This window comes from Chryseobacterium camelliae (assembly GCF_030818575.1).
Taxonomy (GTDB): domain Bacteria; phylum Bacteroidota; class Bacteroidia; order Flavobacteriales; family Weeksellaceae; genus Chryseobacterium; species Chryseobacterium camelliae_A.
Genome location: NZ_JAUTAL010000001.1, coordinates 760,837 through 785,937 on the forward strand (window position 1 = coordinate 760,837; position 25,101 = coordinate 785,937).

The following is a 25,101-nucleotide window of genomic DNA, read 5'->3' on the forward strand; positions in this document are numbered from 1 at the left end:
ATGGAGCTCACGGAAAAAATAATGTATGAAGCATCTTATAGCAAAGACGTTTCATTTGAAGGGATATTCTGGATGGGTGTAAAAACCACGGGAATATTCTGCAGACCTACTTGTACAGCAAGGAAACCAAAATTTGAAAATGTAGAATTTTTTTTCAACACCAAAGATGCGATGCTAAAAGGGTATCGCCCGTGTAAAGTATGCCGGCCTTTAGAAAACCTTGATGCAACACCACAATATATCAAAGAATTGCTTAAAGAAATTGCGGATGACCCAACATTGAAGCTTAAAGATTATGATCTTGTAAAAAGAGGCTTAGAACCGGCTACCGTACGCAGATGGTTTTTGAAACACCATGGAATTACTTTTCACGCTTTCCAGAGGATGTCAAAACTCAATACGGCATTTAAAAAGCTTCGTCAGGGAGAATCCGTTACGGAAGTTGCCTATGATACGGGGTATGATAGTCTGAGCGGTTTTAATGAGGGTTTTAAAAATATTTTTGGGGTATCTCCTAAAAATACTCCAATGGAAAAGGTCATTGACCTTAAGAGAATAGAGACCATGCTGGGAACCATGATCGCCTGCGCCGATGAGCATGGAATCTGCCTTCTGGAGTTTTCAGACAGGAAAGCGCTTCCCACAGAGTTGAAGAGTATCGCAGAATATTTTAAGGCGAATATTATTCAGGGAGAAAATCCTCACTTTATCACTCTGGAAGAAGAACTGAAAGAGTATTTCGAAGGAAAGAGAACCCGGTTCTCCGTTCCGCTTTCTCTGGTAGGAACCGATTTCCAGAAACAAGTATGGAAGGTTCTGCAGGAAATTCCTTACGGAACAACCAGGACGTACCAAGAACAGGCCGATATTCTGGGAAATCGCAAATCTGTACGGGCCGTAGCCAATGCCAACGGACTGAATAAGATATCCATTATTATACCCTGCCATCGCGTAATCGGGAGTAATGGGCATTTAACAGGTTATGGAGGAGGAATCTGGAGAAAACAAAAACTGCTGGAATTGGAAAGGGCTATTTTATTTTAGAACTGTGTTAGTTAAAAAGTCTAGCGTAAATATATATTTACATTGTCGCTGGTGCGGGTATCTTGCTCGTACCACTTTGAGTAATGTCTGGTTTAATTTTGTATTAATTTCTAATGTTTTATAAAGCACAAGCTTGAAGCCGGCTCTAGCTGTGGGCAGAGATTATCTTTTAAAACTTTTTCTAGCCAAATTCGGTAAATCTTCAAATCTCCCCTCTATAAGCGCAGTCTTTTTTGCCTGTGACCATTTCTTAATTTTCTTTTCAAATATAATGGCCTGACTGATATCTGTAAAAGTACAATAGTAGATCAGTTGGACAGGCCGTCTTGTAAAGGTATAAGAACCGAAATATTTTCCGTCCTGATGCTCATCAAACCGTTTATAAACATTTTCTGTAACGCCTGTATAATAGGTGTTATCTGAACAAACAGAGCAGTATATAAACAAAGGAAGTTTGCATTGCATAAAAATAGTGAATTTCTGGATGGGATTATACTATTGTCATGTGTTTAAATACATTTGTATATATGTTTTAAGCACTTACTAATAGATAATCAATTCCCCGTCTGTTCGAGTGCGGAACGGAGTGGAGCGTATCGAGAACTTGTTTAGGATAGTAACCATCTTTTGTTTGTTAATCACCGGTTCTCGATACATTTTTCTTCGCTTCTCTGCGAAAAACACTCGAACTGACGTAGCCGAACTCATTGTTGTAAAATTGATTTTCCGCCTGTTCGAGTGCGGAACGCAGTGGAGCGTATCGAGAACTTGTTGAAAATAATGACACTTTTGTTTGTTAATCACCGGTTCTCGATACATTTTTCTTTGCTTTGCTGCAAAAAACACTCGAACTGACGGTGCCGAATTGATTGTTAGAAAATTGATTTTGCGTCTGTTCGAGTGCGGAACGGAGTGGAGTGTATCGAGAACTTGTTGAAAATAATTACACTTTTGTTTGTTAATCACCGGTTCTCGATACATTTTTCTCCGCTTTGCTGCGAAAAACACTCGAACTGACGGAGCCGAACTGATTGTTAGAAAATTGACTTTACGTCTGTTCGAGTGCGGAACGAAGTGGAGTTTATCGAGAACTTATTGCGGATGGTAACCTCTGTTTGTTTGATAATCATCAGTTCTCGATACATTTTTCTTCGCTTTGCTGCGAAAAACACTCGAACTGACGTAGCCGAACTCATTGTTGTAAAATTGATTTTCCGTCTGTTCGAGTGCGGAACGCAGTGGAGCGTATCGAGAACTTGTTGCGGATGGTAACCTTTGTTTGTTAATCATCAGTTCTCGATACATTTTTCTTCGCTTCTCTGCGAAAAACACTCGAACTGACGTAGCCGCAGTTAAATTGGATAATTGATTTTGCGTCTGTTCGAGTGCAGAACAGAGTAGAGTGTATTGAGAACTTGTTGCGGATGGTAATCTTCTTTTGTTTGATAATCACTGGTTATCTATACATTTCTGCGCTTTGGTTTTCAGCGATATTTTTGTTTGGGTAATGTGCTACTTTTAAAACCTTAGAAGGAGCAAGAGCCCAGGCTCGCGTCCGCGAAGAAGAAAGCCCATATCATACCATCACATCTCTCCGGTATTGGAGCCGTTTTTCAGTTCTTCAAATTTTGAGGCCATGGTTGGGTTTCCTTTCGTCAGCTTTTTGATGGTTAAGTCATCCGCTTTGTTATTGGCAAGCCGCAGGTTGTTTTCTGAAGAAAGCAGGGCGTCCTTGGTTTTCTGGAGGTGCGTAATTGTTTTGTCGATTTCTTCAATGGCGGTTTTAAATTTCCTGCTGGCCAGCTCGTAGTTCCGGGCAAAACCTTCTTTAAAGCTATTGATGTTTTCTTCAAAATTGGTAATGTCAATATTCTGGTTTTTGATCATGGCCAGCTCTGCCTTTACTTTCATTGAATTGAGGGCTGCATTCCTCAATAAAGTAATCATTGGGATAAAAAACTGGGGCCGTACCACATACATTTTAGGGTACTTATGGGAAACATCCACTATGCCTGCATTGTACAGCTCATTATCAGCTTCCAAGAGGGTAACCAGAACGGCATATTCACACCTTTTATCATTCCTGTCTTTGTCCAGTTCCCTGAATAAAATCTTCGTTCTTTTTCTTGGTTGCGGTTTCATCGCCTTCATTTTTCATTTCAAACATAATCGAAATCACCTCATTCCCGGCCTCATCGGTTTCCCTGTAAATATAGTCGCCTTTGCTTCCTGATCTGGCGTCATTGTCTTTTTCGAAATAGGCATTCTGGAACGCAATAGACCTGAGTTTGTTGAACTCCACTTCACAATGCTGCTCCAGGGTTTCTCCCAGCATCTTTGTGGATAGTTTGAGTTTCATGTCTTTGCGGAAGGCAATTTCTTCATCTTTATGGCGGATGATATCTTCTTTGGCTTTCAGTTCGGCCAGATGTTTTTCGTTCAAAGACTTTTCCAGCAATTCCATTTCGGTTTTGGTTAGCGTGACTTTGCTGGCAAAATCATCCCTTTCCTTTTCTATTTTCTGGACCGCTTCCGTAACGGAAAGCTTTTTTTCCGTTTCAGCATTATCCAGCTTTAGTTTCAGCTCAGAGATCATGATCTCCCTGTGAGATAATTGTTCGTTCAAATTACGTTCAATATCGGCTTTCAGCTGGATGATTTCCTTCTCTTTTTCGTCTTTTTCTTTTTCTATATTTTTGATAGCTTCAGAAACCGATAATTTTTTTTCAGTTTCCGCATGGTCAAGTTTCGATTTTAAATCGGTGAGCAAATAGTCTTTTTCAGCCAGTTTTTCAGCCAGGATTTTATCATTGTCTGCTTTAAGACGGAGGATTTCCTGATCCTTATTGGCCAGTTCAGCCTGTATGGTATTTTTAAGATGGGCTTCCGTGAGCTTTACGGCATTTTCTTTTTCCTTTTCAGCCAAGGCAAGCCTGGCGTGCAGCTCTTCTTCAAACTGATGGTCCCTTACCTGTTTGAGGATATCCGCAAAACCGGTTTCATCTACTTTGAAAACTTTGTGACAATGGGGACATTTAATATCGTTCATGATGTACTTTACCTTTATTGTATAATGTAAGTTTTGGCTTTCTGCTAATACCTTTGATTGTGCAAAGTAATAAGGCCTAACTGCAATAAACCAAATATAGAAAAACTAACTTGAATTCTCAATGAGGTTTCCCGTAAATGAGTTTAAATGTCGCTTGGTGTTTTCTGTTTTGATTATGATCCTGTTATGTCTGCTTTAAGATAAGTCTGTAGATTTTAAATACCAGTATCATTATGTAAAGGTGTCATTAAATGATTGTATTTGTATAAAATAATGATACAAAAAAAGTGTAAAATTATGATTGCTGAAATAGAAAAATTTATCGAAATCCAGAATAATATTGACCAGATTCTGAAAAATTCTCCCTTTAAAATGTCTTATATCATTGAGAAGTCGGGGATTAAAAAACCTACATTTTTCAAGAAGCTTAAAGAAAAGAGATTCACTCCGGAAGAGCTTCTTACGATTTCAAAAACCATCGAAATGAAAAAATGGCGCAATGAAACGAAGGAGGAAATTATGGAGTCGCTAAAACGCTCTTAAGAAGATTTTAATGGGGGAAGGGTTCAAGATTATCAGGACGTTATGGAAGCAGCAAGGGAGCGTTTAGAAAAACACAGGAATGAAAATACAATTCTCTGATGAATCATTCCTTGATTTACGAAATATAGAAGAGTGTCCTCTTATGCATTGGAATGATAAAGTACTGGATGATTTTCTTACAAAACTGGACGAGATTGTACAGATGATCTGCAGTGGAAATGTCGTATTTCAAAAATATGAAGGTAGCCATTACCATAAAATATTGATCACGAAACATAATACACTCATTTACGCCGTTGAAAAATGATGTGTTAAAAATTATCCGAATTATCCAAAACTTTCAGGATCCTGGCTACAATAAGAAATCTTAGAAAAAATAAGAATTTCCTATTGCAGCTGACCAGAGCCACATTGTGGAATATGTATCTGGATTTGTACACGGCTGTTTAATTCCACAAAAAAGCCTGCTACAAAGCAGGCTGAGAATATAGGAAAGTATAGAATTTAGATTTTCAGCAGACTACTTCCTCAGCATTTCTTCATACGTCGTTCTGATAGTTTCTTTACCATAGATCTTTTCCAGCCGTCTGACTGTAAAATGGCCTTTTGCCATCGCCTGGAAGTGATCGATAAACAGGGTGTTAACGATGGCACCGCCGGCAGCTCCAATGGCCGGAACAGCCTGTGCAGTCACTTTTTCAGAAACCTGTACACTGAACCTTGCGGCTACTTTTGAAATTAACTTAACGATGACAGATGCGCCCTCATCCGCAACGGTTTTGGTCGTAAATTGCCTGGCTGCTTCAGCCATGGTTTGTGCCAAAGCAATTCTGGCTGCGAAATATCCGCTCTCGCTTGCGTTATCAGATTCGCTTTTTCCGCCCAGTGCAAACACTTCGAGACAGGCCAGCTTCACATCCGGATCGGCTATAGATTCCCCTTCGCTTCGTGCTATATCAACAACGGATCGCAGCATAATGGTGGTAGATACCGGAAGCTCAATGGTCAGCGCAGGCAGCCCGAAGAAACCGCCAACGGCCCCGAATGCCGCTACCCCGAATTTATGCCACCAGTTGGAAGGCCTGGTATTGGGCGTATCTTTCATCGTAAAGATTGCAGTATCTGCCGCTTTTATTAATGCCGCTTCCGTAATGGTACCGATTTTTTCATGTACGTTTTTAGGGAGGAATTCCAGTGCTTTTTCCAGAGGCTGACCAATCGCATTGGTAATTTTAGCTACAATTCCCGGATTTTCCAGGATTTCCATGGCCTGGCGCAATTCTTCAAGGTGATTTTCAGATAAGTTCATTATTTTGGTGGTTGTTATTTGGTTTATACGTTTTCGAATATTCAGGTCTTGTAAAAATGTCTATTCAAAAAAAGGGAGTACCGATAAAGTAAGCATATTTCTGGTCATGAAATTTATATTCTCCGATCATGGATTAAAATTAGGAAATATTGATTGATCTTTCTGTTTTTTTCTTTCCTTAAAGCACGAGCTTGATGCTCGTACTCGAGTCCCTGATTGGAATGGTAAATATAATATCAAAAAAAACTCCTGCCACGACAGGAGTTTTTTTTGATATTATTGTAAACCTTTGATCTTATCCAGGTAAGAGTAATCCTCTTTAACTTTTTCAATCCATTTTTCTCTACCTGTTGGTTTACTGAGGAAATCCGAATGAAATTTTTCTGATTCAGAATACACTGAAATTTGGTTTGCCAAATCTTTAACTAAGGCAGTGTTTTCAGAATCATTATTCAATACGCTTAGCGCATTATACAAAAGACAATAGCCGAAATATTTTGTGTTCACTAATTCTTTTGTATATTCTTTGATAATATCTTCCTGGTCTTTTGATGGTGTTTCATCCTGAATTCCCAAAAGATCTTTTTTAGCAAATAAAATATAAATCAGATACTGTTTTGAAGCTGTACTCAAATCAGAACTATAAAGAGAATTCAGAGTTTTCCAATCAATTTTCGGATCATTCATTTTGTGGCCCAAATCATTTTCAACATTGAATGCCATAAAATCAGTGTGAGCATCAAGATACGGCAATTGGTCCATATACTCTTTGCCTGCAATTTTTGAACTATTATTCTTATTTAAAATAGATGATTTAAATTGACCCTTATCGGTCATTTTTTCATTATTTGTAACGTCTTCTTTTGAACAACTTGAAAACATTGAGACAACTACGATTCCGCTTAGAATTAAATTTTTCATGTTATATTATTTATTAGTTAACATCCTACACTTGTACCTTCCCATGAATCTACAACACCGGAATCAAAAACCCCGTCAGTTGTTGCATAAGCAAAGTAAACGGTCTTTCCGCGGGGAGGATTCCCGGAGCATGCGGTGCCGTTCGGGACATTCCATCCCATTCCTATTCCGTAACCGCCTGATGAGTTATAACAGCTTTTGGTACATACTTTTGCTTCGGCCGCTGTAAGGGCCAAAACAGCTAAAAACGTCAGTGTTTTTCTTTTCATTGTTTTTGGATTAAATTGATTAATGATTTAGTTTTTCAAAAATAGCAAGCAGCACCTAAATTAAATTGTGGAAAACCAGAACAGGAATTGTCATATAGTAAGGAGGGCATATTTGTGTTTTTTAAGTAAAAGATTAAACGTCAAAAGTTCAGTATGGCACTCAGGTTTTATAAGGTAATTTTTATTATTTTTAATGGAAGATAATTTGTTAACCCGTTTGCAGGATAGGGTATAATATGACCTGAAAAATGACAATTTTTCATTTCAAGTGACAACATTTCAGTCTTATAGCACTGGCACAGCTTTTGAAAATATTTTAGCGTGTTCATTAAAAATATTGTTTAACCTTTAAAATTCGTTTGTTATGTCAATCGTAAAAAGAAACAACGGCAGCATGCTCCCTGCCGCTCCGCGTGCACTGTTCGATGACTTTTTCGGACGTGAACTTTTTAACTGGGGCAACAACAATTTTTCTTCTACCATGACCACCGTTCCATCGGTGAACATCAGGGAGAACACAGAAAACTTCGAGGTGGAAGTGGCCGCTCCGGGAATGGATAAAAAAGATTTTCAGATCACCCTGGAAGGTAACATGCTGACGATTTCATCTTCAAGAAAAAATGAATCGGAAGAAAACAAGGATCAGTACACCAGAAGGGAATTCAGCTATCAGTCTTTTACAAGAACATTTGAGCTTGCCAAGGATGTGGTGGATGAAGAGCATATTGAAGCCAAATACGACAACGGCGTCCTGAAGCTTACCATTCCGAAAACGGAAAAAGCCAAGAAACAGGCACCGAGACTGATTGAAATTCAGTAAGCATTATTATTTAATTTAACTAAGAATGTATATAATACAGCAATTGGTTTTCCTCAGGAAGACCAATTGCTGTTTAACGGGCATTATGTTCTGAAATTATTTTAATTGTTAGGGATTAAATACGTTTATCATGAATACATTGCTGGTATCAATAGCCATTCTGTGCCTTACCACAACAGGTTTAATTTTCCTGCTGAAAAAAATCAGGCAGCCTTATCTTATTGCATATATTATCGCAGGAATTCTTCTGGGTCCGTACGTTTTGAAAGTCTTCACGGAAACGCAGCAGATTGAGGTGATTGGTGAGATCGGTATCCTTCTGCTGATGTTTTTCCTGGGAATGGAAATCAACATTCCGAACCATCACAGCCTGATTGTAAGGCCACTGATTGCGCAGGCTTGTAAGATCATACTCAGTTTTGCCTTTGCATTTCTTGCCGGGTATTTTCTGCATCTCGATATCAGGAGCATGGTGTTGATGGCATTCCTGTTCATTTTCAACAGTACGGCAGTGGTTAGTGAATTCCTTAAAAAAGACAGGATGCTCAATACTTCGTTCGGGATGATGATCCTGAACATCCTGATCATACAGGATCTGCTGCTGGCGCCCGTGCTCACAGTCCTTAAGGTGTGGAAAGGAGAACATTTCGATTTGCTGAACCTGGTTCTCCCTGTACTGCTTTGTATAGTTATCTTTTTCATATTCCGAAAAATCAGGAATACCCAGGAAATTAAAATCCCGAAGATTTTCAGGGGAATAGAATATGACCATGACCTACAGGTTTTTACAGGCCTGCTGATCTGTCTCGGCTTTGGGATCCTTGCCGAAGCTATTGGGCTAAGCGGGGCTCTGGGAAGTTTCCTAGCAGGTGTCTTGGTAGGAAGGATTAAGATATTTAGCTGGCTGGAGCACTCCCTTACACCTTTTAAGGTATTCTTCATCACGGTCTTTTTTGTTTCCGTGGGCCTTAGGCTTGACCTTGCTTATTTGTATGGGCATTATGGCCTGGTGATAACCGGAACCCTCGTGGTACTTCTCAGCAACAGTGTAATGTCTGCACTGGTATTCAGGTTTTTAAAATTTGACCGAAGGAGCAGCTGGTACGGCGGTGCGCTGCTGGCCCAGACTGGAGAGTTCGGGATCCTGGCACTGTCAGTGGCTTATAAAGCCGGTATTATTCCTTACGATCTTTTCAAAGCCGGGCTTTGTATCACCTGTCTCAGCCTGCTGCTTTCCACCATCTGGATTTCAGTCTTTAAAAAGCTTACGGATAAGAAGATTATTGACCATTGAAGTGCTTTGGAATAAAGCATAGACTGAAAAAGTTTTTCTTTTTTTGATAACACCCATCCCTAATACAGCGTGTGGAAAATAGAATAAATCTATAGCTAAGGTCTTTGAAAAACGGGTTTTTACCCCTACCTTTAATAGACCCGATTATTAAAAAAAATAAAAGATTTATGAATTCAGAAAACAAATCACTTTTTCAGAACATTTTTAAAAGCGAAAACGAAATCCCCGAAGAATATAAAGTCCCTGAAATCCATCAGCGGGAGTATCTGGTCAACGGAGAACTGGTAGAATGGAACGGGGACGTCACTGAAATTTATTCGCCAGTCTGCATCCCTACGGAGAACGGACTACAAAGAAAACTTTTAGGCAGCATCCCGAATATCAGTCCGCAGGAAGCTATGGAAATCCTGGATGCTACCGTTAATGCCTACAATAACGGTTTAGGAGAATGGCCTTCCATGTCCGTTGAAAACCGCATCAAGTGCATGCAGAAGTTTGTCTATCTCATGCTTCAGCAACGTGACCTGGTGATTAAACTCCTGATGTGGGAGATTGGAAAAACCCTGGCAGATTCCACCAAAGAATTCGACCGTACCGTAGATTATATCAATCAGACCATTGATGCACTTAAGGAGCTTGACCGAGAATCTTCCCGTTTCCAGCAGGCGGAGGGTACCATAGCCCAGATCAGAAGAGCTCCGTTAGGCGTTGTGCTCAGCATGGGACCATTCAACTATCCTTTGAATGAGATCTTCACGACACTGATTCCTGCTCTGATTATGGGAAATACCATTCTGTTCAAACTTCCGAAACACGGAGTTCTGGCCCATTACCCATTGCTGAAAGCATTTAAGGAAGCCTTTCCGAAAGGAACGGTTAATACTCTGTATGGTAAAGGAGCAGAAATTATCACCCCGATCATGGAGAGCGGGAAAGTAAATGTACTTGCCTTTATCGGTTCAAGCAAAGTGGCTAATGGCCTGAAAAAACTGCACCCTAAAGTTAACCGATTGAGGGCGATCTTAAGCCTTGATGCAAAAAATGCTGCTATCGTAACCAAAAATGCCGATCTGGATGTTGCTGTAAGTGAATGTATCCTCGGAGCTTTGTCATTTAACGGTCAGCGCTGTACCGCTCTCAAACTGATTTTTGTTCAGAAAGATGTTGCTGCAGAATTTACTGAAAAGCTCACTGCAGCCGTTTCAGCCATGAAACCGGGGCTTCCGTGGGAAAAAGATGTCAAAATCACTCCGCTTCCGGAAGCCAATAAACCGGGGTATCTCAAAGAATGCATCGACGATGCCCTATCGAAAGGAGCTCAGGTGCTGAACGAAAACGGAGGCTTCACAGAATCCTCTTTTGTATTCCCTGCGGTAGTATATCCGGTGAACAGTGAGATGAATATTATACCATGAAGAACAGTTCGGACCTGTGATTCCCGTAGTTCCTTTTGATTCTATCAATGAGCCTCTGGAATACCAGATCCACGCTTCACACGGAATGCAGGTCAGCATTTTCAGTGAAGACCCGTTGGAAGTTGCACGGCTGATAGATCCTTTCGTTAACCTTGTAAGCCGTGTCAACATCAACTGCCAGGCACAGCGCGGTCCCGACGTTTTCCCGTTTACCGGAAGAAAAGACAGCGCCGAAGGAACACTTTCTGTTTTTGATGCCCTGAGGTCCTTCTCGATCCGTTCGCTGGTTGCTGCGAAGCTCACCGAGTCTAATAAAACCTTGCTGAACACCATTGTCCGCGATCATGACTCCGGATTCCTGAGCACGGATTATATTTTTTAAAGGGATTCATGCACTATTAATAAAAATCCGTTCAAGTATTCCTTAAAGAAGAAAATGTATCGAGAACTGTTGATTATCAAATGAAAAAGATATCATTAAAAACAGTTTTCCGATACATTTTATTTCCTTGTGTATTCAAGTTTAAACTTGTACTTATATAATTAAAAACAAATTAATGAAAAAAAAGAAAAATTATGACAAATGGAATCCGGCATAAACAAAAGCAGAATGTGGAGCTTTATTTCAAAAAAGTAGATGCGGGTGAATTTGATGCTGTTTATTATCAGCTCTTTACAGAAGACGTAGAACTTTATTTTCCAAAGTTTGGGTTTGCTTATGGGAAAGCAGGCATTAGAAAATTCTGTGAAGCAATGGCAGCCTATGTGAAATCACTTACGCACGATATTGAAAACTTTAATTACGTTGTTTCAGGAAATATGGTTGTAGTTGAAGGTAGAGAGGCAGGTGTAAATGCAGATAATAAACCATTTCCGGACAATGTTACAGCTTTTGGTAAATTCTGCAATGTATTTGAATTTGATGGAGATTTAATTAAGCGTGTACACATCTATGTTGATCCTGACTTTACTTCCGAAGATGCTGTAAGAATAAAAAGATTGGGTAATCATACGCTCAGCAATGAAGATCATGAACAGCAGACGGAAAATCACGAAATTGGTCTTAGTGTAGAATTCAGCCTTAAACCTGGTGTAATCAATGAATTTGAAGCTGTCTTGCTTCCCCATTTGGAACGTGTAGCTTCAGAAGATACCTGTATCACGATGATTGCAAACCGTGATCCCAAAGATGAAACCCGTTATATGCTGTATGAGAGATGGGCGTTCTCGATACACTTCACTCCGTTCCGCACTCGAACTGACGGAGACGGAAATTAATCTATGACAAACACTGCGGCACCGTCAGTTCGAGTGTTTTTCGCAGCAACGCGGAGAAAAATGTATCGAGAACCGGTAAGTAACAAACAAAAGAGTGCTTCTATTCAACAAGTTCTCGATACGCTCCACTCCGTTCCACACTCGAACAGACGGAGACGGAAATTAATATCTGACAAACACTGTGGTACCGTCAGTTCGAGTGTTTTTCGCAGCAAAGCGAAGAAAAATGTATCAAGAATCAATGAATTACAGACAAAGACTGATTCTTTTCAACAAGTTCTCGATACGCTCCACTTCGTTCCGTACTCGAACAGACGAAAATCGATTATCTGACAATAAGTTCTGCTACGTCAGTTCGAGTGTTTTTTCGCAGCAAAGCGAAGAAAAATGTATCGAGAACTGATGAATAACAGACAAAGACTGATTCTTTTCAACAAGTTCTCGATACGCTCCACTCCGTTCCGCACTCGAACAGACGCAAAGTCAATTTTCTAATAATCAGTTCGGCTCCGTCAGTTCGAGTATTTTTCGCAGCAAAGCGAAGAAAAATGTATCGAGAACCAATGAATAACAGACAAAGACTGATTCTTTTCAACAAGTTCTCGATACACTCCACTTCGTTCCACACTCGAACAGACGGAGAATTCATTCTTGCAATTAGCTGATCATCAGTTAATAAAAGTAAACAAAATCCCCGCAGTGAACTTTGTTCACTGCGGGAATTTTTATAGTAAATATTGAAGGTCAGTTTCTATTTCATCAGGAAATCAGCCAAAGCTGCATTCAGTTGATCGGCATGAGTAATATTCAGTCCGTGAGGACCTCCCTCAACAATTACGAAACGGTTGTCTGCAATACCTTGTGCAGCCTGGCGGCCTGCGGTATCAATAGGGACTACATTGTCATCATCACCATGTACAATCAGTGTTTTTACCGTAACATTCTGAAGTTCCGGGCGGAAATCGGTATTCGCCCAGCTTTCTGCACATTTAATGGTGGCAATAGGGCACGCATGCGCGGCGATACTCCAGTCATAATCCAGCTGCTTCTGGCTTACCGAATGTGAAAGCATTCCGTAGTTATAGAAGTCTTTGTGGAAAGATTCCAGGAAGGTAACCCTGTCTTTTTTCAGGTTTTCCATGATTTCATCCAGTTTCTCCTGTGGAACGCCGTCCGGGTTGTCGTCTTTTTGTTTTACGATCGGGATGATGGAGGAGATTAAAGCTATACGGTCTACATTTTCAGCCCCATAATTGGTTAAGTAGCGGACAACTTCTCCGCCACCCATAGAGAATCCGAATAGGATTACATTTTTAAGGTCCAAAGTTGTAATCAGTTCGTGCAGGTCTCCTGCAAGTTCGTCATAATTATATCCTTCAGGTGAGGAAGAGGGGAAGGACTTTCCGAAACCTCTTCTATCATATTTGATCACACGGTAGCCCAGATTAAGAAGGGCAGGAACCTGAAGTTCCCATGATTTTCCGCTTAACGGCCATCCGTGGATTAAAATAATGGGTTGTCCGGAACCTAAATCTTCATAGTAAATCTGAACATTTTTTTCATTTTCTTTTGTAATGTAAGGCATATTTTGATTTTTAGTGTTGTATCGTTCTGAACAAATACTGAGCCATAAAAAACAATCAAATGGTTAAAAATAATTAACAGTCTGTGAAAAACCATAGAATAGGTTGGGTTATATTCTTTGAAACTGGTGTAACATTTTTTTCAGAATACAACTAACTGTATAGAGTTTACAACCATGGTTACACTGGAACACGAATTTTTAGCTAAAATGGAGAAGCATAAGGGAATCCTCTTTAAGATTTCCAAAATGTACATGGATGAAAAAGACGATCGGGATGATCTCTTCCAGGAGATCATTTATCAGGTCTGGAAAGCCTATCCCAATTTTAAAGGTGAAAGTGAGTTTTCCACCTGGATGTACAGGATAGCCCTTAACACTGCAATCATCTTCCTGAAATCTGAAAAGAAAAGAAGCCTGATCAGCCATGAGGATTATACAGAATATAAAATCGAGCAAGATGAGTATGACCATGAAAAGGAAGAGCGTCTGGAAAAAATGTATGCTGCGATCCATCAGCTCAACCCCATAGATAAGGCATTCATCTTCTATTACCTGGAAAATTTTTCCGGAAAGCAGATTGCTGAGCAGATGGGAATCTCCGAAGGCAACGTCCGAGTAAAAATGAATCGTGCCAAAAATAAACTTAAAGATATCTTACACTCCAATACCTAAACCCTTAAAATGTACAGCAATGAATATAGATGAATTAAAAAATGCCTGGAATGAAGACATTTTTGAAAACACCCCTGAAATAAGTACCGAGCAAAGCCATAAAATCAACCTTCCGTTGGAAAAAATACGTAAAAATATGCGTATGGAATTTTGGTCCACGGTTGCTATTTTTGTTTTTTCCTTCAGCATTATTACCGTTTGTGCGGCTCCGTTTAAATTTAAATTTTACTTTGACGTGCTGATTGCCTCGATGCTGATTGTAACCGCATTTTTCTTCAGTAAGTTTTTTAAACTGTACAGGGAAATGAGCAATCCGGTTATGAAAACCGCTGATTCCCTGCGTGATCTTTTGTTACAGCTGAACCTCAACAAACAATACTATCTTTCGTTTTGCCTGGCTTTTGTGCCGTTTCTGGTCTGTGAACTGATCATTGTGATAGAATGTATCCCAAGAAAAGAACCTTTGTCTGATCTAAGAATTGCAGTGGTCCTCATCAGCACTATGGTTGCAGGCCTTTTCGCTCTGTACTTCTTTGGTCAGTGGTGGTTTGAAAGGCTTTATGGAAAGCATATTACCAAAATTGAAAAACTGGTTAAAGAGCTTGGCAGCTGAGATAAGGATGCCTTTATCAATCCGGTTATCCTCATTTAATTTTGAAATTCGGAGGAGATTTTAGAGAAAATGCTTGAACAACGGTGTTATTATATCACCTGGCCTCTGCATGCCGTTTCACCGGATCTCCCTTTTCCATCATAATCGTGCTCATAACCCAATTCATCTCCGGATCCTTTTGATCTATGACTTCCTGTATGCTTTTCCGTATGATAACATCAGGAACGACTCCCTGACGGGTTCCGGAAAAAGTAATATCAGGCTGTACCAGCAGCAATCCTACCGGCAGGCTGAGCTTTGAATTTGGAAGTTGTTGATAAGAATAAAATCCTGCCACCGTACCGTCGTTGGCTCCGCCGGTTTCTTCTCCCACCAATATAGCACGGCGGTCGTTTTTGAGCTTGGAAGCTAAAATAGATGAGGCAGAAAAACTGGAACCGTTGATCAGTACAAAAATTTTTCCCGTAAAAGCGTTGGGCTGTGGCTTGTTCTGCCTGCTTTCCTTCATCCTGTAATATATCTTTCCGTCCCTGCTGTACGTGCTGAATGCCTGGGTAGTGAGGTAAACAGGGTAGGTGATGCCTTTAATAATGTATTGCCAAGGGCTGCTCTGCCTGAAGTAATTGGTCTTCAGCGGGGTTTTGGAAGAAGCCAGCATGGAAGGCCGGATCAGGGTATAAGGTTTAGACGTCAGGTAAGAATACAGATGGTTGATTTCATACAGTGAACCGCCGTAATTATTCCGGATGTCTAAGATAAGGTATGTTGAACCGGCTGCTTTGATCCGGGCAAAGGCATCTTTGTAAAATTGTTCGGAATGGTTTTCTGAAAAACTTTTTACTCCGATATAGGCAACCGTGCTGTCCTGATCCAGAAAACTGAAGCTCCGGTTATAGCTTTGTGTGAATGCATCGTAATCATGTACTTTTTTTTCAGGGGTAAGCTTGGCCTGCTTTTTTTCGCTGGCAAGTTCAGACTCAGACTTGGATTCCCTTTTCAGGGTGTAGGTCTTGTGTTGTCCCTGATAAACGGTTTCCAGTACTGCCTGGTTGTCAAATCCGTGTTCTGCTGTATAAAAATTGAAAAATACATCCTTCAGGTAATAAGGATAAAAAGTTGTGTTGAATCCGTCGCTGCTGATCAGCTTCCTGTATTTTTTCATATAATCTGAAACGGGAACATGATTGATGGAAAGGATTTCGGTACCGGGCTGTATATTTTGGATAGAATCTGCATTGCTGACGATAAACAGGCGGTCACCTTCCACATAATACCCGAAACGGCTGAAAAGCCCTTTGGTATGCTCCAATGCCTTGATTTCTTTCTTGGTAAACCTGCGTGCAGGAACCTTCAGGGAAAGGTGCCCCTCACGGACCGAAGCGATGAGCGGTTGCAGCCTGAAGTAAAACTGCAGCGGGCTCAGGGGAGTGTTAAGCGTGTTCTTAAGACTGTCAAATTTATATTTAAGATCCTGTTCCGAAATGTACCAATACAGGTTAGGGTGCATTTCTTTCAGCTTGTTATAAGCATAGTCCACATCTTCCCTAAGCTTTTCAGGAGGGATGCAGGACATTCTTTGAGTATTGTATTTGCTTACCGATGTGCATGAAGTAAGAAATACAATGATAAATATTAATATCTGATGATTTTTCAAGCAGTGAATTTAAAAATTTAAATTGAATCTGCGATATTATTTTCGTCTCCTGCTCCCGGAAATTTCCTGCATTTTTTCCTGGTACGGATTAATTGAATATCAGGGTGATCTGCGCATCTGTGTGTAAATAGACGTGGAAACTATAGTCCTGATCGCGATTTTTAAAGTAAAAAGGTGCTAGCTTCGTCTGTTGATGAAGATCATACAGGACCGGATTTGCCTGTTACCTGAAAAGTATTACATTTGAACCTTAATTTCTGCCACTATTTATGATTTTTTCCATCGTTGTTATTGCATTGATCGTTATCGGAGTTTATTATCTTATTACTTCCCGTGAAGTTTTCGGGGCTGAACCCAGCGGAAATAGGCTGGAAAGGATGAAGCTGTCTCAGCATTATAAAAACCGGCAGTTTCAGAACCTCAGCTATACACCGTCCATTGCCGAGGGATACAGCATGCCGCGCGTGATGTTTGATTTTTTCTTTGGTAAAAAGGACCCGCTGCTGAAACCGCTTAAAGCAATCCCATCCGTTCATACCGATTTAAAAGCGATTCCTGCGGATCAGGATGTAATGGTATGGCTGGGCCATTCATCCTATTATATCCGCACCAATGGTGTCTCTTTCCTGATTGACCCGGTCCTGAGTTCTTACGGTTCACCGTTTAAATATTTCAATAAAGCATTTTCAGGATCAGATATTTTTCGTCCTGATGATATCCCGCACCTGGATTATTTGGTCATTACCCATGACCATTATGACCATCTGGACTATCCTACGGTAAAAGCCCTGCGGGATAGGGTGGACCAGGTTATTTTGCCATTGGGTGTCGGTGCACATCTGGAACGATGGGGATATGCCGGAAGCAGTCTTATTGAAGAGGAGTGGGGCGCCACCGTACAGCTGAAAAATAATATTAGCATCACTTTTACGCCGGCAAGGCACTTTTCGGGGAGGAAAGTCAGAAGAAACGGAACATTATGGACTTCTTACGTATTGCAGACCCCGGACAAGAAAATATTTCTGGGCGGAGACAGCGGCTACGACACCCATTTTAAAGCCATTGGCGAACAGTACGGCCCTTTCGATTATGCCATTATGGAAAACGGCCAGTACAACGAAGCCTGGAAATACATCCATTCTTTACCTGAAGATGTTGTTAAGGCGGGGATAGATGTGAAAGCAAGAAATATCATTCCCGTACATTCCGCAAAGTTTGCTCTTGCACTCCATCCGTGGAATGAACCGCTTGAAAAAGTAACCCTTCTGGGCAAAGAAAACCACCTGAATATCCTGACTCCGATGATCGGTCAGCCTGTTAATCTCAATGGCTCACCACAGCATTTCGATCCTTGGTGGAAGGATTGATCAGGCATGCCAGATATCCCGGTAACGGTCCGGATGGTTTTCAAACTGCTGCCTTACGAAATCGCATTCCGGATCTACCAAAAGGTCATTTTCCTCGGCGTAGCGCACCAATTCGTCCAGCAGCATTTTAGCATAGCCATGCCCTTCATATTCCTCATCAAGCTTGGTGTAATATACAATCAGTTGTCTTCCGTCTATCTTTATAGACATATAACCTGCTTTCCGGCCGTCGATCAACAGCTGCAGCTCATCCTGGTAAGGAGTTACCTCAAATGTTATATTTTCCATGACTTTTGATATTTGTGTTGAAAGGACAGAGAACTTTTCTCTTGATTAAAGTTACGAATTAATTTATTAGTTATGAATTATGAATTGCCATAGTAGATTCGTCTCTTCTTGTGGCCAGGATTTTGTCGATTTTATGGCCGTCCTTATCTACAATTTCAAGGATCAGATCGCCAATATCGATCCGGTCACCGGTTCTGGGAACTGTATGTTTGCCGTGAATGAACAGCCCTGAAACGCTTACGAAATTCTTTTCAATATCTTCATCAAGCGTAAGGTTAAAATATTTCCTGAAATCATAGATGGAACATTTGCCGTCTATCAGCCATGAATGCTCATCTCTTACGGCAATCTCAGGCTCGTCATCCAAACCGTACGGAATATTGCCTACCAGATCATCCAGGATATCATTGAGGGTTACAATCCCTTTTGTTGTGCCGTATTCGTCAATGACGATGGCCAGGTGAGCCCTGTTTTTCTGGAAACTTTCCATGAGCGGGTAAACAAAAGAGTTTTCACTGATGAATAAAGCTTTTCTCAGGTGTGACCTTACATTGAAGCTGTTGGTCTCCAGGTCAAAAAGGTCGCAGAGTTTTACGATCCCGATAATATGATCGGGATTATGATTATCCGTGACGGGATAGGTGGAAAACGAGCAGTTTCTGATTTTCTGTTTTACCGTTTGATAATCATCGTCGGCATCCACAGAAATGATCTTTGACCGGTGGGTAGCCAATGAACTGACCTTTCTGTTAACCAGTTCGAATGCATTTTCGAGGACATCATGCTCCTTATTCTCAATAATTCCGCCTTCTCTTCCTTCCCGGATAATGGATTTTATTTCTTCCTCAGTCACGGTTTCTTTTTCATCATGACTGATCCCGAAGAGTTTTAAGATTCCTTCATTGGTAACCGTTAAAAGCCAGACAAACGGGGATGTAAACAAGACCAGCCAGTACATAGGCCCGGCTATCAGCATGGAAATCTTTTCCGGAAATTTCAGTCCCAGCCTTTTAGGAATCAGCTCCCCAAATACAATGGACAAAAATGTAACCATTCCAATGATGATGACAGATGCAATCGGCCTGGAATAAGCACTCAGCGGCCCAATGCCGGAAATCTGTGCAGCAAGGTCAGCAGTAAGGCGGTCGCCTGAATAAATTCCCAGAAGGATGCCGATCAGGGTAATCCCGATTTGTACCGTTGAAAGGAAAGTGCCGGGATTTCCGGTTAGCTGAAGAGCCCTTTGTGCATGGCGGCTGCCCAATCTTTTTTCATTTTCGAGTTTAAAATTTTTGGCTGATACCAATGCCATTTCAGACATTGAAAAAATGCCGTTAAGAAGGATGAGCAGGATGATAATGATCATTTCCATAATGAATTATCTGTAAATGGTGTTCTCTAAATATAGACATAATTTTACAGATCGAAGGTTGAGCAGCCATGTTTGACGGATATTATAAAGTAAAATGTGTTAAAGAGCTTAAGATGATCCATTTGTATGCTCTGCTGCCAACAGTATTTTTCTTGTAACGAAATGATATTTGTTGTTTGTATGTTGTTTGAATTTTATAATTTAGAGGTATGGAAACAACTGAGACATTAAAAGGTTTTTACGAAAGGAACACTTTTTACAGGCTGCCGGAAGGCTGCACGGCTCCCGGGCTCGGGCATTTCAATGTATTTGCACGGGATAACTGTTCCTCTGCCACTCCTTACAGCAGAAGGGATTATTATAAAATCTCACTCATCATAGGGAAAGGAACAATCCATTATGCAGATAAGTGGATTTATTTAGACCGGCCCGCAGTCCTGTTTTCAAATCCCATGATTCCGTATTCATGGGAGGCTGAAAATGAAGATCAGAAGGGTTTTTTCTGCCTTTTTACAGACCATTTCCTTCATAATGGCAGTCGTTTCGGCAGCCTTTCGGATTCCTGGCTCTTTAAAATAGGCGGCACCCCGGTATTTTTTGTAGATGAAAAACAGCAGCAGGAAGTGGGAGAGCTCTTTGGTAAGATGATGGCGGAAATACAGTCGGATTATCCACACAAATATGATTTGCTGAGGGCTTACCTCCATCTTCTCATTCATGAAACGATGAAAATGCATCCTACGGAAAACTTCCAGCCCTACCAGAATTCTTCACAGCGCATTGCTTCGCTGTTTATGGAACTCCTTGAGCGCCAGTTCCCGATTGACAGTCCGGAACGGTATCTAAGGCTGAAAACCCCCAATGACTATGCGGCAAGCCTTTCCATTCATGTCAACTCGCTGAACCGTTCCGTAAAAGAGATTACAGGCAGGACAACAGGGCAGCAGATTGCCTCAAGGGTAATCCAGGAAGCCCACGCGCTGCTTAAGCATACGGACTGGAATATTTCGGAAATTGCTTATGCACTGGGTTTTGAAGAGCCTTCTTATTTTACCAACTATTTTAAAAAACAGGCCGGGATAACGCCTAATGCCGTAAGAAATACACTGGTTTGATTTTTATAATTCTTAGTTTGAATTTTATAGGGTAAAGGATCTATTTCCATTCTAACTTTGTCTTATTAATCATAAAATACAAACCGTTATGCAATTCAGAAAATTAGGAAATACAGGAAAAGAACTTTCAGCTATTGGATTAGGGTGCATGGGGATGAGTTTTGCCTATGGCCCAGCGGATGAGCAGGAAAGCATCAACACACTTCATAAAGCACTTGATCTTGGTGTAAACTTCTGGGATACCGCAGACATGTATGCCAATGGGGAGAATGAAAAACTAATCTCTAAAGTGCTGGTTCCGAACCGGGATAAAATTTTCATTGCCACTAAATTCGGATTTAGATTTAAAGACGGTAAGGCAAGCCACAGCGGCGCGCCGGGAACGTATTTTGACGGCTCCCCGGAATGGGTAAGGCAGGCTGTAGATGCAAGTCTTCAGCGGCTAAAAGTTGATGAAATCGACTTGTATTATGCCCACCGCATAGATCCCAATATCCCAGTCGAGGAAACGGTAGGTGCCATGGTAGAACTGGTAAAAGCCGGGAAGGTAAAATATATCGGGTTATCAGAAGCTTCTGCATCCTCTATCAGGAAGGCGAATGCTGTTCATCCAATCACTGCCTTACAATCTGAATACTCACTGCTTACCAGGGATGTGGAAAATGAGATCTTACCCGTAATCAGGGAGCTTGGGATTACTTTAGTTCCTTATTCTCCGCTGGCAAGAGGATTATTCTCCAACATCAATGATGTTCAGAACTTCGGAGCAGAAGATTTCAGAAAGTCACTTCCAAGATATCAGGATGAATACCTGGAGAACAACAGGAAGCTGGCGCAGGAAATCAATGATTTCGCCGCTTCCAAGGGAGTGAAAGGAACACAGCTTGCGCTTGCCTGGGTATTGAATCAGGGAGAAGATATTATCCCGATTCCAGGCACGAAAAGGATCAAATACCTGGAAGAGAATATTGCGGCAACAGACCTGAAACTTTCCGGAGAAGACCTTATCACCATTGATTCCATCTTAAAGAAATACCCTCATGTAGGAGAGAGGTACAGTGAAGGATCCATGAAGCTGGTCAATAATTAAATTGTAATCAATAAGACGGCATCCTTTGTTATTGTAGTAACTCGGAGAATGCCGTATATAATCATAAATTATTATGCAATTCAGAAAATTAGGAAATACAGGAAAAGAGCTTTCAGCCGTTGGACTGGGATGTATGGGAATGAGTGCTGCTTATGGCCCGGCTGATGAGCAGGATAATATCAGGACGCTGTATAGGGCTCTTGATCTTGGCGTTAATTTCTGGGATACCGCAGATATCTATGCCAATGGTGAGAATGAAAAACTGATCTCTAAGGTGCTGGCTCCGAACCGGGATAAAATTTTTATTGCTACAAAATTCGGATTCAGGTACAGGGAAGGGGAGGCCAATCACAGTGTTGCCACGGGAACATATTTCGATGGCTCTCCGGAATGGATCAGAAAGGCGGTGGATGCAAGTCTTCAGCGGCTTAAGGTGGATGAAATAGACCTATATTATGCACATAGGGTAGATCCGAACATTCCGGTTGAAGAAACGGTAGGCGCCATGGCGGAACTGGTAAAAGCCGGGAAAGTAAAATACCTGGGTCTATCAGAAGCTTCCGCATCCTCCATCAGGAAAGCCCATGCGGTTCATCCTATTGCCGCTTTACAGTCAGAGTATTCGCTGCTGACAAGGGATGTTGAAAAAGAAATTCTGCCGGTAGTCAGGGAGCTCGGCATCAGCCTGGTTCCGTTTTCCCCTTTGGCAAGAGGGTTGTTTTCCAATATCAATGAAGTACAGAATCTCAACAAGGAGGATTTCAGGAGATCCCTTCCCCGCTACCAGGAAAAACACCTGGAGAACAACAGAAAACTGGCTCAGGAGATCAATGATTTTGCAGCCTCGAAAGGAGTAAAAGGAACGCAGCTGGCTCTCGCCTGGGTACTGAACCAGGGGAACGATATCATCCCGATTCCAGGGACGAAAAGGATTAAGTACCTGGAGGAAAATGTTGAAGCTGCAAATCTTGAACTTTCCGGGGAAGACCTTATCACCATTGATTCGATCTTAAAGAAATATCCTGACGTGGGAGAAAGGTATAATGAAGGCCTTATGAAAGAACTGGTCAATAATTAACGACAACAATCCATAATCTTCAGGTTCCGGAATCATCCGGAATCTGAGTTTTTTATCAATATAGAGACGATAATGGTTACACTTAAAGAGAAAAATAAATTTATTGCTACACTTCTGGCTTTTGCCGTAATCCCGATGTCCGGGCTGTCAACCGATATTTACCTTCCATCCATGCCCAGTATGGCCGTGGAACTGAACCAGCCGGAAAGTCGTATCCAGCTTACCCTTTCAATATTCCTGATCAGTTACGGGTTAACCCAGTTTTTTGCCGGGAGTATTGTGGATTCATTTGGCCGATATAAGGTTTCGATGATTTCGCTGGCTTTATTTGTGGTTTCTTTTATCATTACAGCGACTACCCAGAATATTTTTATCATTTATGCCATGCGGGTACTGCAGGGGATACTGTCAGGCTTTGCAGTGGTATCGAAGCGGGCATTTTTTGTGGATGTCTATGATGGCGACAAACGGAAGCATTATCTCAGCATCATGACCATTGTATGGTCGGTGGGCCCTATTATTGCACCCTTTATTGGGGGATACCTTCAGAAAAATTTTGGCTGGCAGTCCAATTTCTATGTACTGGCGGGGTACAGCCTGCTGCTTTTCGTTCTGGAGTTTGTTTTTTCAGGCGAAACACTGAAGAAGAGGAATCCTTTCCATGTAGAATACCTGATTGAGCAGTACGTTTCTATGTTTAAAACAAAAGATTTCTTTTACGGCATGATCATGTGCGGGCTCAGCTATTCGATGATTATGTTCTTCAGCCTTTGCGGCTCTTTCATCATCGAGCATAAAATGGGCTATTCAGAGGTAGTGGCCGGATATGTTTCCCTGATCCTAGGATTCGCCTGGATGACCGGGGGCTTCCTGGGAAAAGCACTGATCAATAAGGCTTTCCTGCCGAAAATAAGGTATGCCAATTTCATCCAGTTGGCTTTTATAGTCCTGATGTTTATCGCCTCTTATTTTTTAAGCAATATTTACAGCCTTGTGGCTTTTGCGTTCTGCATTCATATTACGGCCGGATTTGTATTCAATAACTATTTTGCCTACTGTATTGGCAGGTTCCCTGAATCCGCAGGTGTAGCGGGCGGGCTGACCGGTGGGGTAGCTTATATCATCACTTCCGCAGTAAGCTATGGTATCGTTGCGGTCATCAGGCCGCAGGTTCAGCTGGAGGTTGCGGAAGGATACTTTGTTCTGGGGATACTGGGATTGTTTATTCTCAGCATGATCAAAATCAGGAAGGCCCATATTTAAGATAAAATTTAAAATGATGGATAAAAAAGAAATTTCAGAAAAAGATGCATTAGCTGAATCTGCCGGTGCGGGTCAGGTTTCAAAAGATTGTTTTCAGCAAATAAAAAATGACCTTTCAGGTTTTAGGAAAATGATACTTGGCGAGCTGGAACTATTTATCCTTACGGATGGATACCTTCACGAAGAGAATGTAAACTCCTTTGCTCCGAGAAGTCAGGTATCGGAACTGAAAAACATTCTTAAGGAGCATTTCCGGCCTGAAGATTATATTGATATGGCGTTGAATATCCTTCTGGTAAAAACAAAGGACAGGCTGATCTTATTGGATGCAGGCATGGGTATTTTTGCCGATGAAAGGGCCGGGTTCCTATTAAAAAGCCTTCATAAGGCAGGCTTTTCCCCGGAAGACATCACCGATGTTTTCATTTCTCATGCACATCCCGACCACATTGGAGGATTGGTGGATCAACAAAACAGCCTTGTATTTTCCAATGCCGGTTATTTTATATCAGAGACTGAATACGACTTTTGGATGAATGCAACCCTTGAAGATTTCGGCAACAGTGCTTTAAAGGACCAACCGGAATTGATCAGCCAGATGATTCCTCCGTTGCAGGGTATTCTGAAAACCATACAGCCTAAACTGACATTTTTTGATCTCAACAGCGAGCTTTATAACCATTTCAGGTTTCAGGCGGCTCCGGGACATACCCCTGGCTTGACCGTGATCACGATTTTTTCCGGAAAAGAAAAGCTGATCCATATTGCTGATATTGTCCATTCTGATATCGTGTTATTCCCGCACCCCGATTGGGGCTATTTCGGAGATACAGATCAGGATATTGCAATAGAGACCAGGATCAGGTTTCTTCAGCAGTTATCTGAAACCAAGGCAAGGGCATTTGGTTATCATATGCCGTGGCCTGGATTAGGCTTCACCAGAAAGATAGCGCCACAGGGTTTTGAATGGCTTCCGGAAAGCTTTATGACGCCTTAATAAAGACACTTATATTTTCTATTTTATAATTTTCTTCATGAATCCCCTCATTGCTGAGGGGATTT

22 protein-coding genes and 2 pseudogenes are annotated in these 25,101 nt (G+C 41.3%); 15 read left to right on the top strand and 9 right to left on the bottom strand.

Annotated features, from left to right (window positions below; genetic code table 11):
• Positions 1-1,044 (top strand): bifunctional transcriptional activator/DNA repair enzyme AdaA, encoded by a 1,044-nt coding sequence (locus QE404_RS03435; protein ID WP_307446511.1) that lies wholly within the window; start codon positions 1-3, stop codon positions 1,042-1,044.
• A gap of 162 nt (positions 1,045-1,206) precedes the next feature.
• On the opposite strand, the gene QE404_RS03440 is transcribed toward QE404_RS03435, so the two are convergent.
• Both QE404_RS03440 and QE404_RS03450 read right to left on the bottom strand, forming a co-directional pair.
• Positions 1,207-1,509, bottom strand: coding sequence for a GIY-YIG nuclease family protein (locus tag QE404_RS03440; protein WP_307446513.1), 303 nt, complete (start codon positions 1,507-1,509; stop codon positions 1,207-1,209).
• Positions 1,510-2,628: 1,119 nt separating this feature from the next.
• A pseudogene (locus QE404_RS03450) lies at positions 2,629-4,093 on the bottom strand (DUF2130 domain-containing protein).
• A 297-nt stretch (positions 4,094-4,390) separates the two neighbouring features.
• Between QE404_RS03450 and QE404_RS03455 the strand changes: the two are divergent.
• Both QE404_RS03455 and QE404_RS03460 read left to right on the top strand, forming a co-directional pair.
• The gene (locus tag QE404_RS03455; RefSeq protein WP_307446518.1) at positions 4,391-4,636 is read left to right on the top strand and encodes a hypothetical protein; all 246 of its coding nucleotides are present in this window, start codon (positions 4,391-4,393) and stop codon (positions 4,634-4,636) included.
• A gap of 79 nt (positions 4,637-4,715) precedes the next feature.
• Positions 4,716-4,943, top strand: a complete 228-nt coding sequence (locus QE404_RS03460; RefSeq protein WP_307446520.1) for a hypothetical protein — start codon at positions 4,716-4,718, stop codon at positions 4,941-4,943.
• 213 nt (positions 4,944-5,156) lie between these two features.
• On the opposite strand, the gene QE404_RS03465 is transcribed toward QE404_RS03460, so the two are convergent.
• The 3 genes from QE404_RS03465 to QE404_RS03475 form a co-directional block, all read right to left on the bottom strand.
• Positions 5,157-5,945, bottom strand: coding sequence for an EcsC family protein (locus tag QE404_RS03465; RefSeq protein ID WP_307446523.1), 789 nt, complete (start codon positions 5,943-5,945; stop codon positions 5,157-5,159).
• Between the two features lie 276 nt (positions 5,946-6,221).
• Complete coding sequence (locus QE404_RS03470; RefSeq protein WP_307446527.1) at positions 6,222-6,866, bottom strand: hypothetical protein; 645 nt, start codon at positions 6,864-6,866, stop codon at positions 6,222-6,224.
• Between the two features lie 17 nt (positions 6,867-6,883).
• Positions 6,884-7,135, bottom strand: coding sequence for a hypothetical protein (locus QE404_RS03475; protein WP_307446530.1), 252 nt, complete (start codon positions 7,133-7,135; stop codon positions 6,884-6,886).
• Positions 7,136-7,499: 364 nt separating this feature from the next.
• Here QE404_RS03475 and QE404_RS03480 point away from each other — a divergent pair, with 364 nt between their 5' ends.
• The 4 genes and pseudogenes from QE404_RS03480 (at position 7,500) to QE404_RS03495 (ending at position 11,942) form a co-directional block, all read left to right on the top strand.
• Positions 7,500-7,955: an Hsp20/alpha crystallin family protein gene (locus tag QE404_RS03480; RefSeq protein WP_307446531.1), complete on the top strand. Its 456-nt coding sequence runs from the start codon at positions 7,500-7,502 to the stop codon at positions 7,953-7,955.
• 130 nt (positions 7,956-8,085) lie between these two features.
• Positions 8,086-9,249, top strand: coding sequence for a cation:proton antiporter (locus QE404_RS03485; RefSeq protein WP_307446534.1), 1,164 nt, complete (start codon positions 8,086-8,088; stop codon positions 9,247-9,249).
• A 167-nt stretch (positions 9,250-9,416) separates the two neighbouring features.
• Positions 9,417-11,046, top strand: a pseudogene (locus tag QE404_RS03490) (NADP-dependent glyceraldehyde-3-phosphate dehydrogenase).
• Positions 11,047-11,240: 194 nt separating this feature from the next.
• Positions 11,241-11,942, top strand: coding sequence for a nuclear transport factor 2 family protein (locus QE404_RS03495; RefSeq protein ID WP_307446537.1), 702 nt, complete (start codon positions 11,241-11,243; stop codon positions 11,940-11,942).
• Positions 11,943-12,693: 751 nt separating this feature from the next.
• Here the strand turns inward: QE404_RS03495 and QE404_RS03500 are convergent.
• Positions 12,694-13,527 (bottom strand): alpha/beta fold hydrolase, encoded by an 834-nt coding sequence (locus tag QE404_RS03500; RefSeq protein ID WP_307446540.1) that lies wholly within the window; start codon positions 13,525-13,527, stop codon positions 12,694-12,696.
• Positions 13,528-13,701: 174 nt separating this feature from the next.
• On the opposite strand from QE404_RS03500, the gene QE404_RS03505 reads away from it, so the two are divergent.
• Positions 13,702-14,199, top strand: coding sequence for an RNA polymerase sigma factor (locus tag QE404_RS03505; RefSeq protein ID WP_307446542.1), 498 nt, complete (start codon positions 13,702-13,704; stop codon positions 14,197-14,199).
• A 19-nt stretch (positions 14,200-14,218) separates the two neighbouring features.
• On the top strand, positions 14,219-14,812 hold the full coding sequence (locus tag QE404_RS03510) for a hypothetical protein (protein ID WP_307446545.1): 594 nt from the start codon (positions 14,219-14,221) through the stop codon (positions 14,810-14,812).
• Positions 14,813-14,906: 94 nt separating this feature from the next.
• Here the strand turns inward: QE404_RS03510 and QE404_RS03515 are convergent, their stop codons facing one another.
• Positions 14,907-16,466 (bottom strand): S41 family peptidase, encoded by a 1,560-nt coding sequence (locus tag QE404_RS03515; RefSeq protein ID WP_307453713.1) that lies wholly within the window; start codon positions 16,464-16,466, stop codon positions 14,907-14,909.
• A 269-nt stretch (positions 16,467-16,735) separates the two neighbouring features.
• On the opposite strand from QE404_RS03515, the gene QE404_RS03520 reads away from it, so the two are divergent.
• The gene (locus QE404_RS03520) at positions 16,736-17,833 is read left to right on the top strand and encodes an MBL fold metallo-hydrolase (RefSeq protein WP_307446549.1); all 1,098 of its coding nucleotides are present in this window, start codon (positions 16,736-16,738) and stop codon (positions 17,831-17,833) included.
• Here the strand turns inward: QE404_RS03520 and QE404_RS03525 are convergent, their stop codons facing one another.
• A complete protein-coding gene (locus QE404_RS03525) occupies positions 17,834-18,121 on the bottom strand; it encodes a GNAT family N-acetyltransferase (RefSeq protein ID WP_307446551.1) in 288 nt (95 codons plus the stop codon).
• 70 nt (positions 18,122-18,191) lie between these two features.
• Positions 18,192-19,493 (bottom strand): hemolysin family protein, encoded by a 1,302-nt coding sequence (locus tag QE404_RS03530; protein ID WP_307446553.1) that lies wholly within the window; start codon positions 19,491-19,493, stop codon positions 18,192-18,194.
• 209 nt (positions 19,494-19,702) lie between these two features.
• On the opposite strand from QE404_RS03530, the gene QE404_RS03535 reads away from it, so the two are divergent.
• The 5 genes from QE404_RS03535 (at position 19,703) to QE404_RS03555 (ending at position 25,036) form a co-directional block, all read left to right on the top strand.
• Positions 19,703-20,608 (top strand): helix-turn-helix domain-containing protein, encoded by a 906-nt coding sequence (locus QE404_RS03535; protein WP_307446556.1) that lies wholly within the window; start codon positions 19,703-19,705, stop codon positions 20,606-20,608.
• A gap of 88 nt (positions 20,609-20,696) precedes the next feature.
• Entirely contained in the window at positions 20,697-21,698 is a 1,002-nt protein-coding gene (locus QE404_RS03540; protein ID WP_307446559.1) for an aldo/keto reductase, read from the top strand.
• 73 nt (positions 21,699-21,771) lie between these two features.
• Complete coding sequence (locus tag QE404_RS03545; RefSeq protein ID WP_307446562.1) at positions 21,772-22,776, top strand: aldo/keto reductase; 1,005 nt, start codon at positions 21,772-21,774, stop codon at positions 22,774-22,776.
• 72 nt (positions 22,777-22,848) lie between these two features.
• Complete coding sequence (locus QE404_RS03550; RefSeq protein ID WP_307446565.1) at positions 22,849-24,039, top strand: MFS transporter; 1,191 nt, start codon at positions 22,849-22,851, stop codon at positions 24,037-24,039.
• A gap of 13 nt (positions 24,040-24,052) precedes the next feature.
• Positions 24,053-25,036: an MBL fold metallo-hydrolase gene (locus QE404_RS03555; RefSeq protein ID WP_307446567.1), complete on the top strand. Its 984-nt coding sequence runs from the start codon at positions 24,053-24,055 to the stop codon at positions 25,034-25,036.
• The last annotated feature ends 65 nt before the right edge of the window (positions 25,037-25,101 follow it).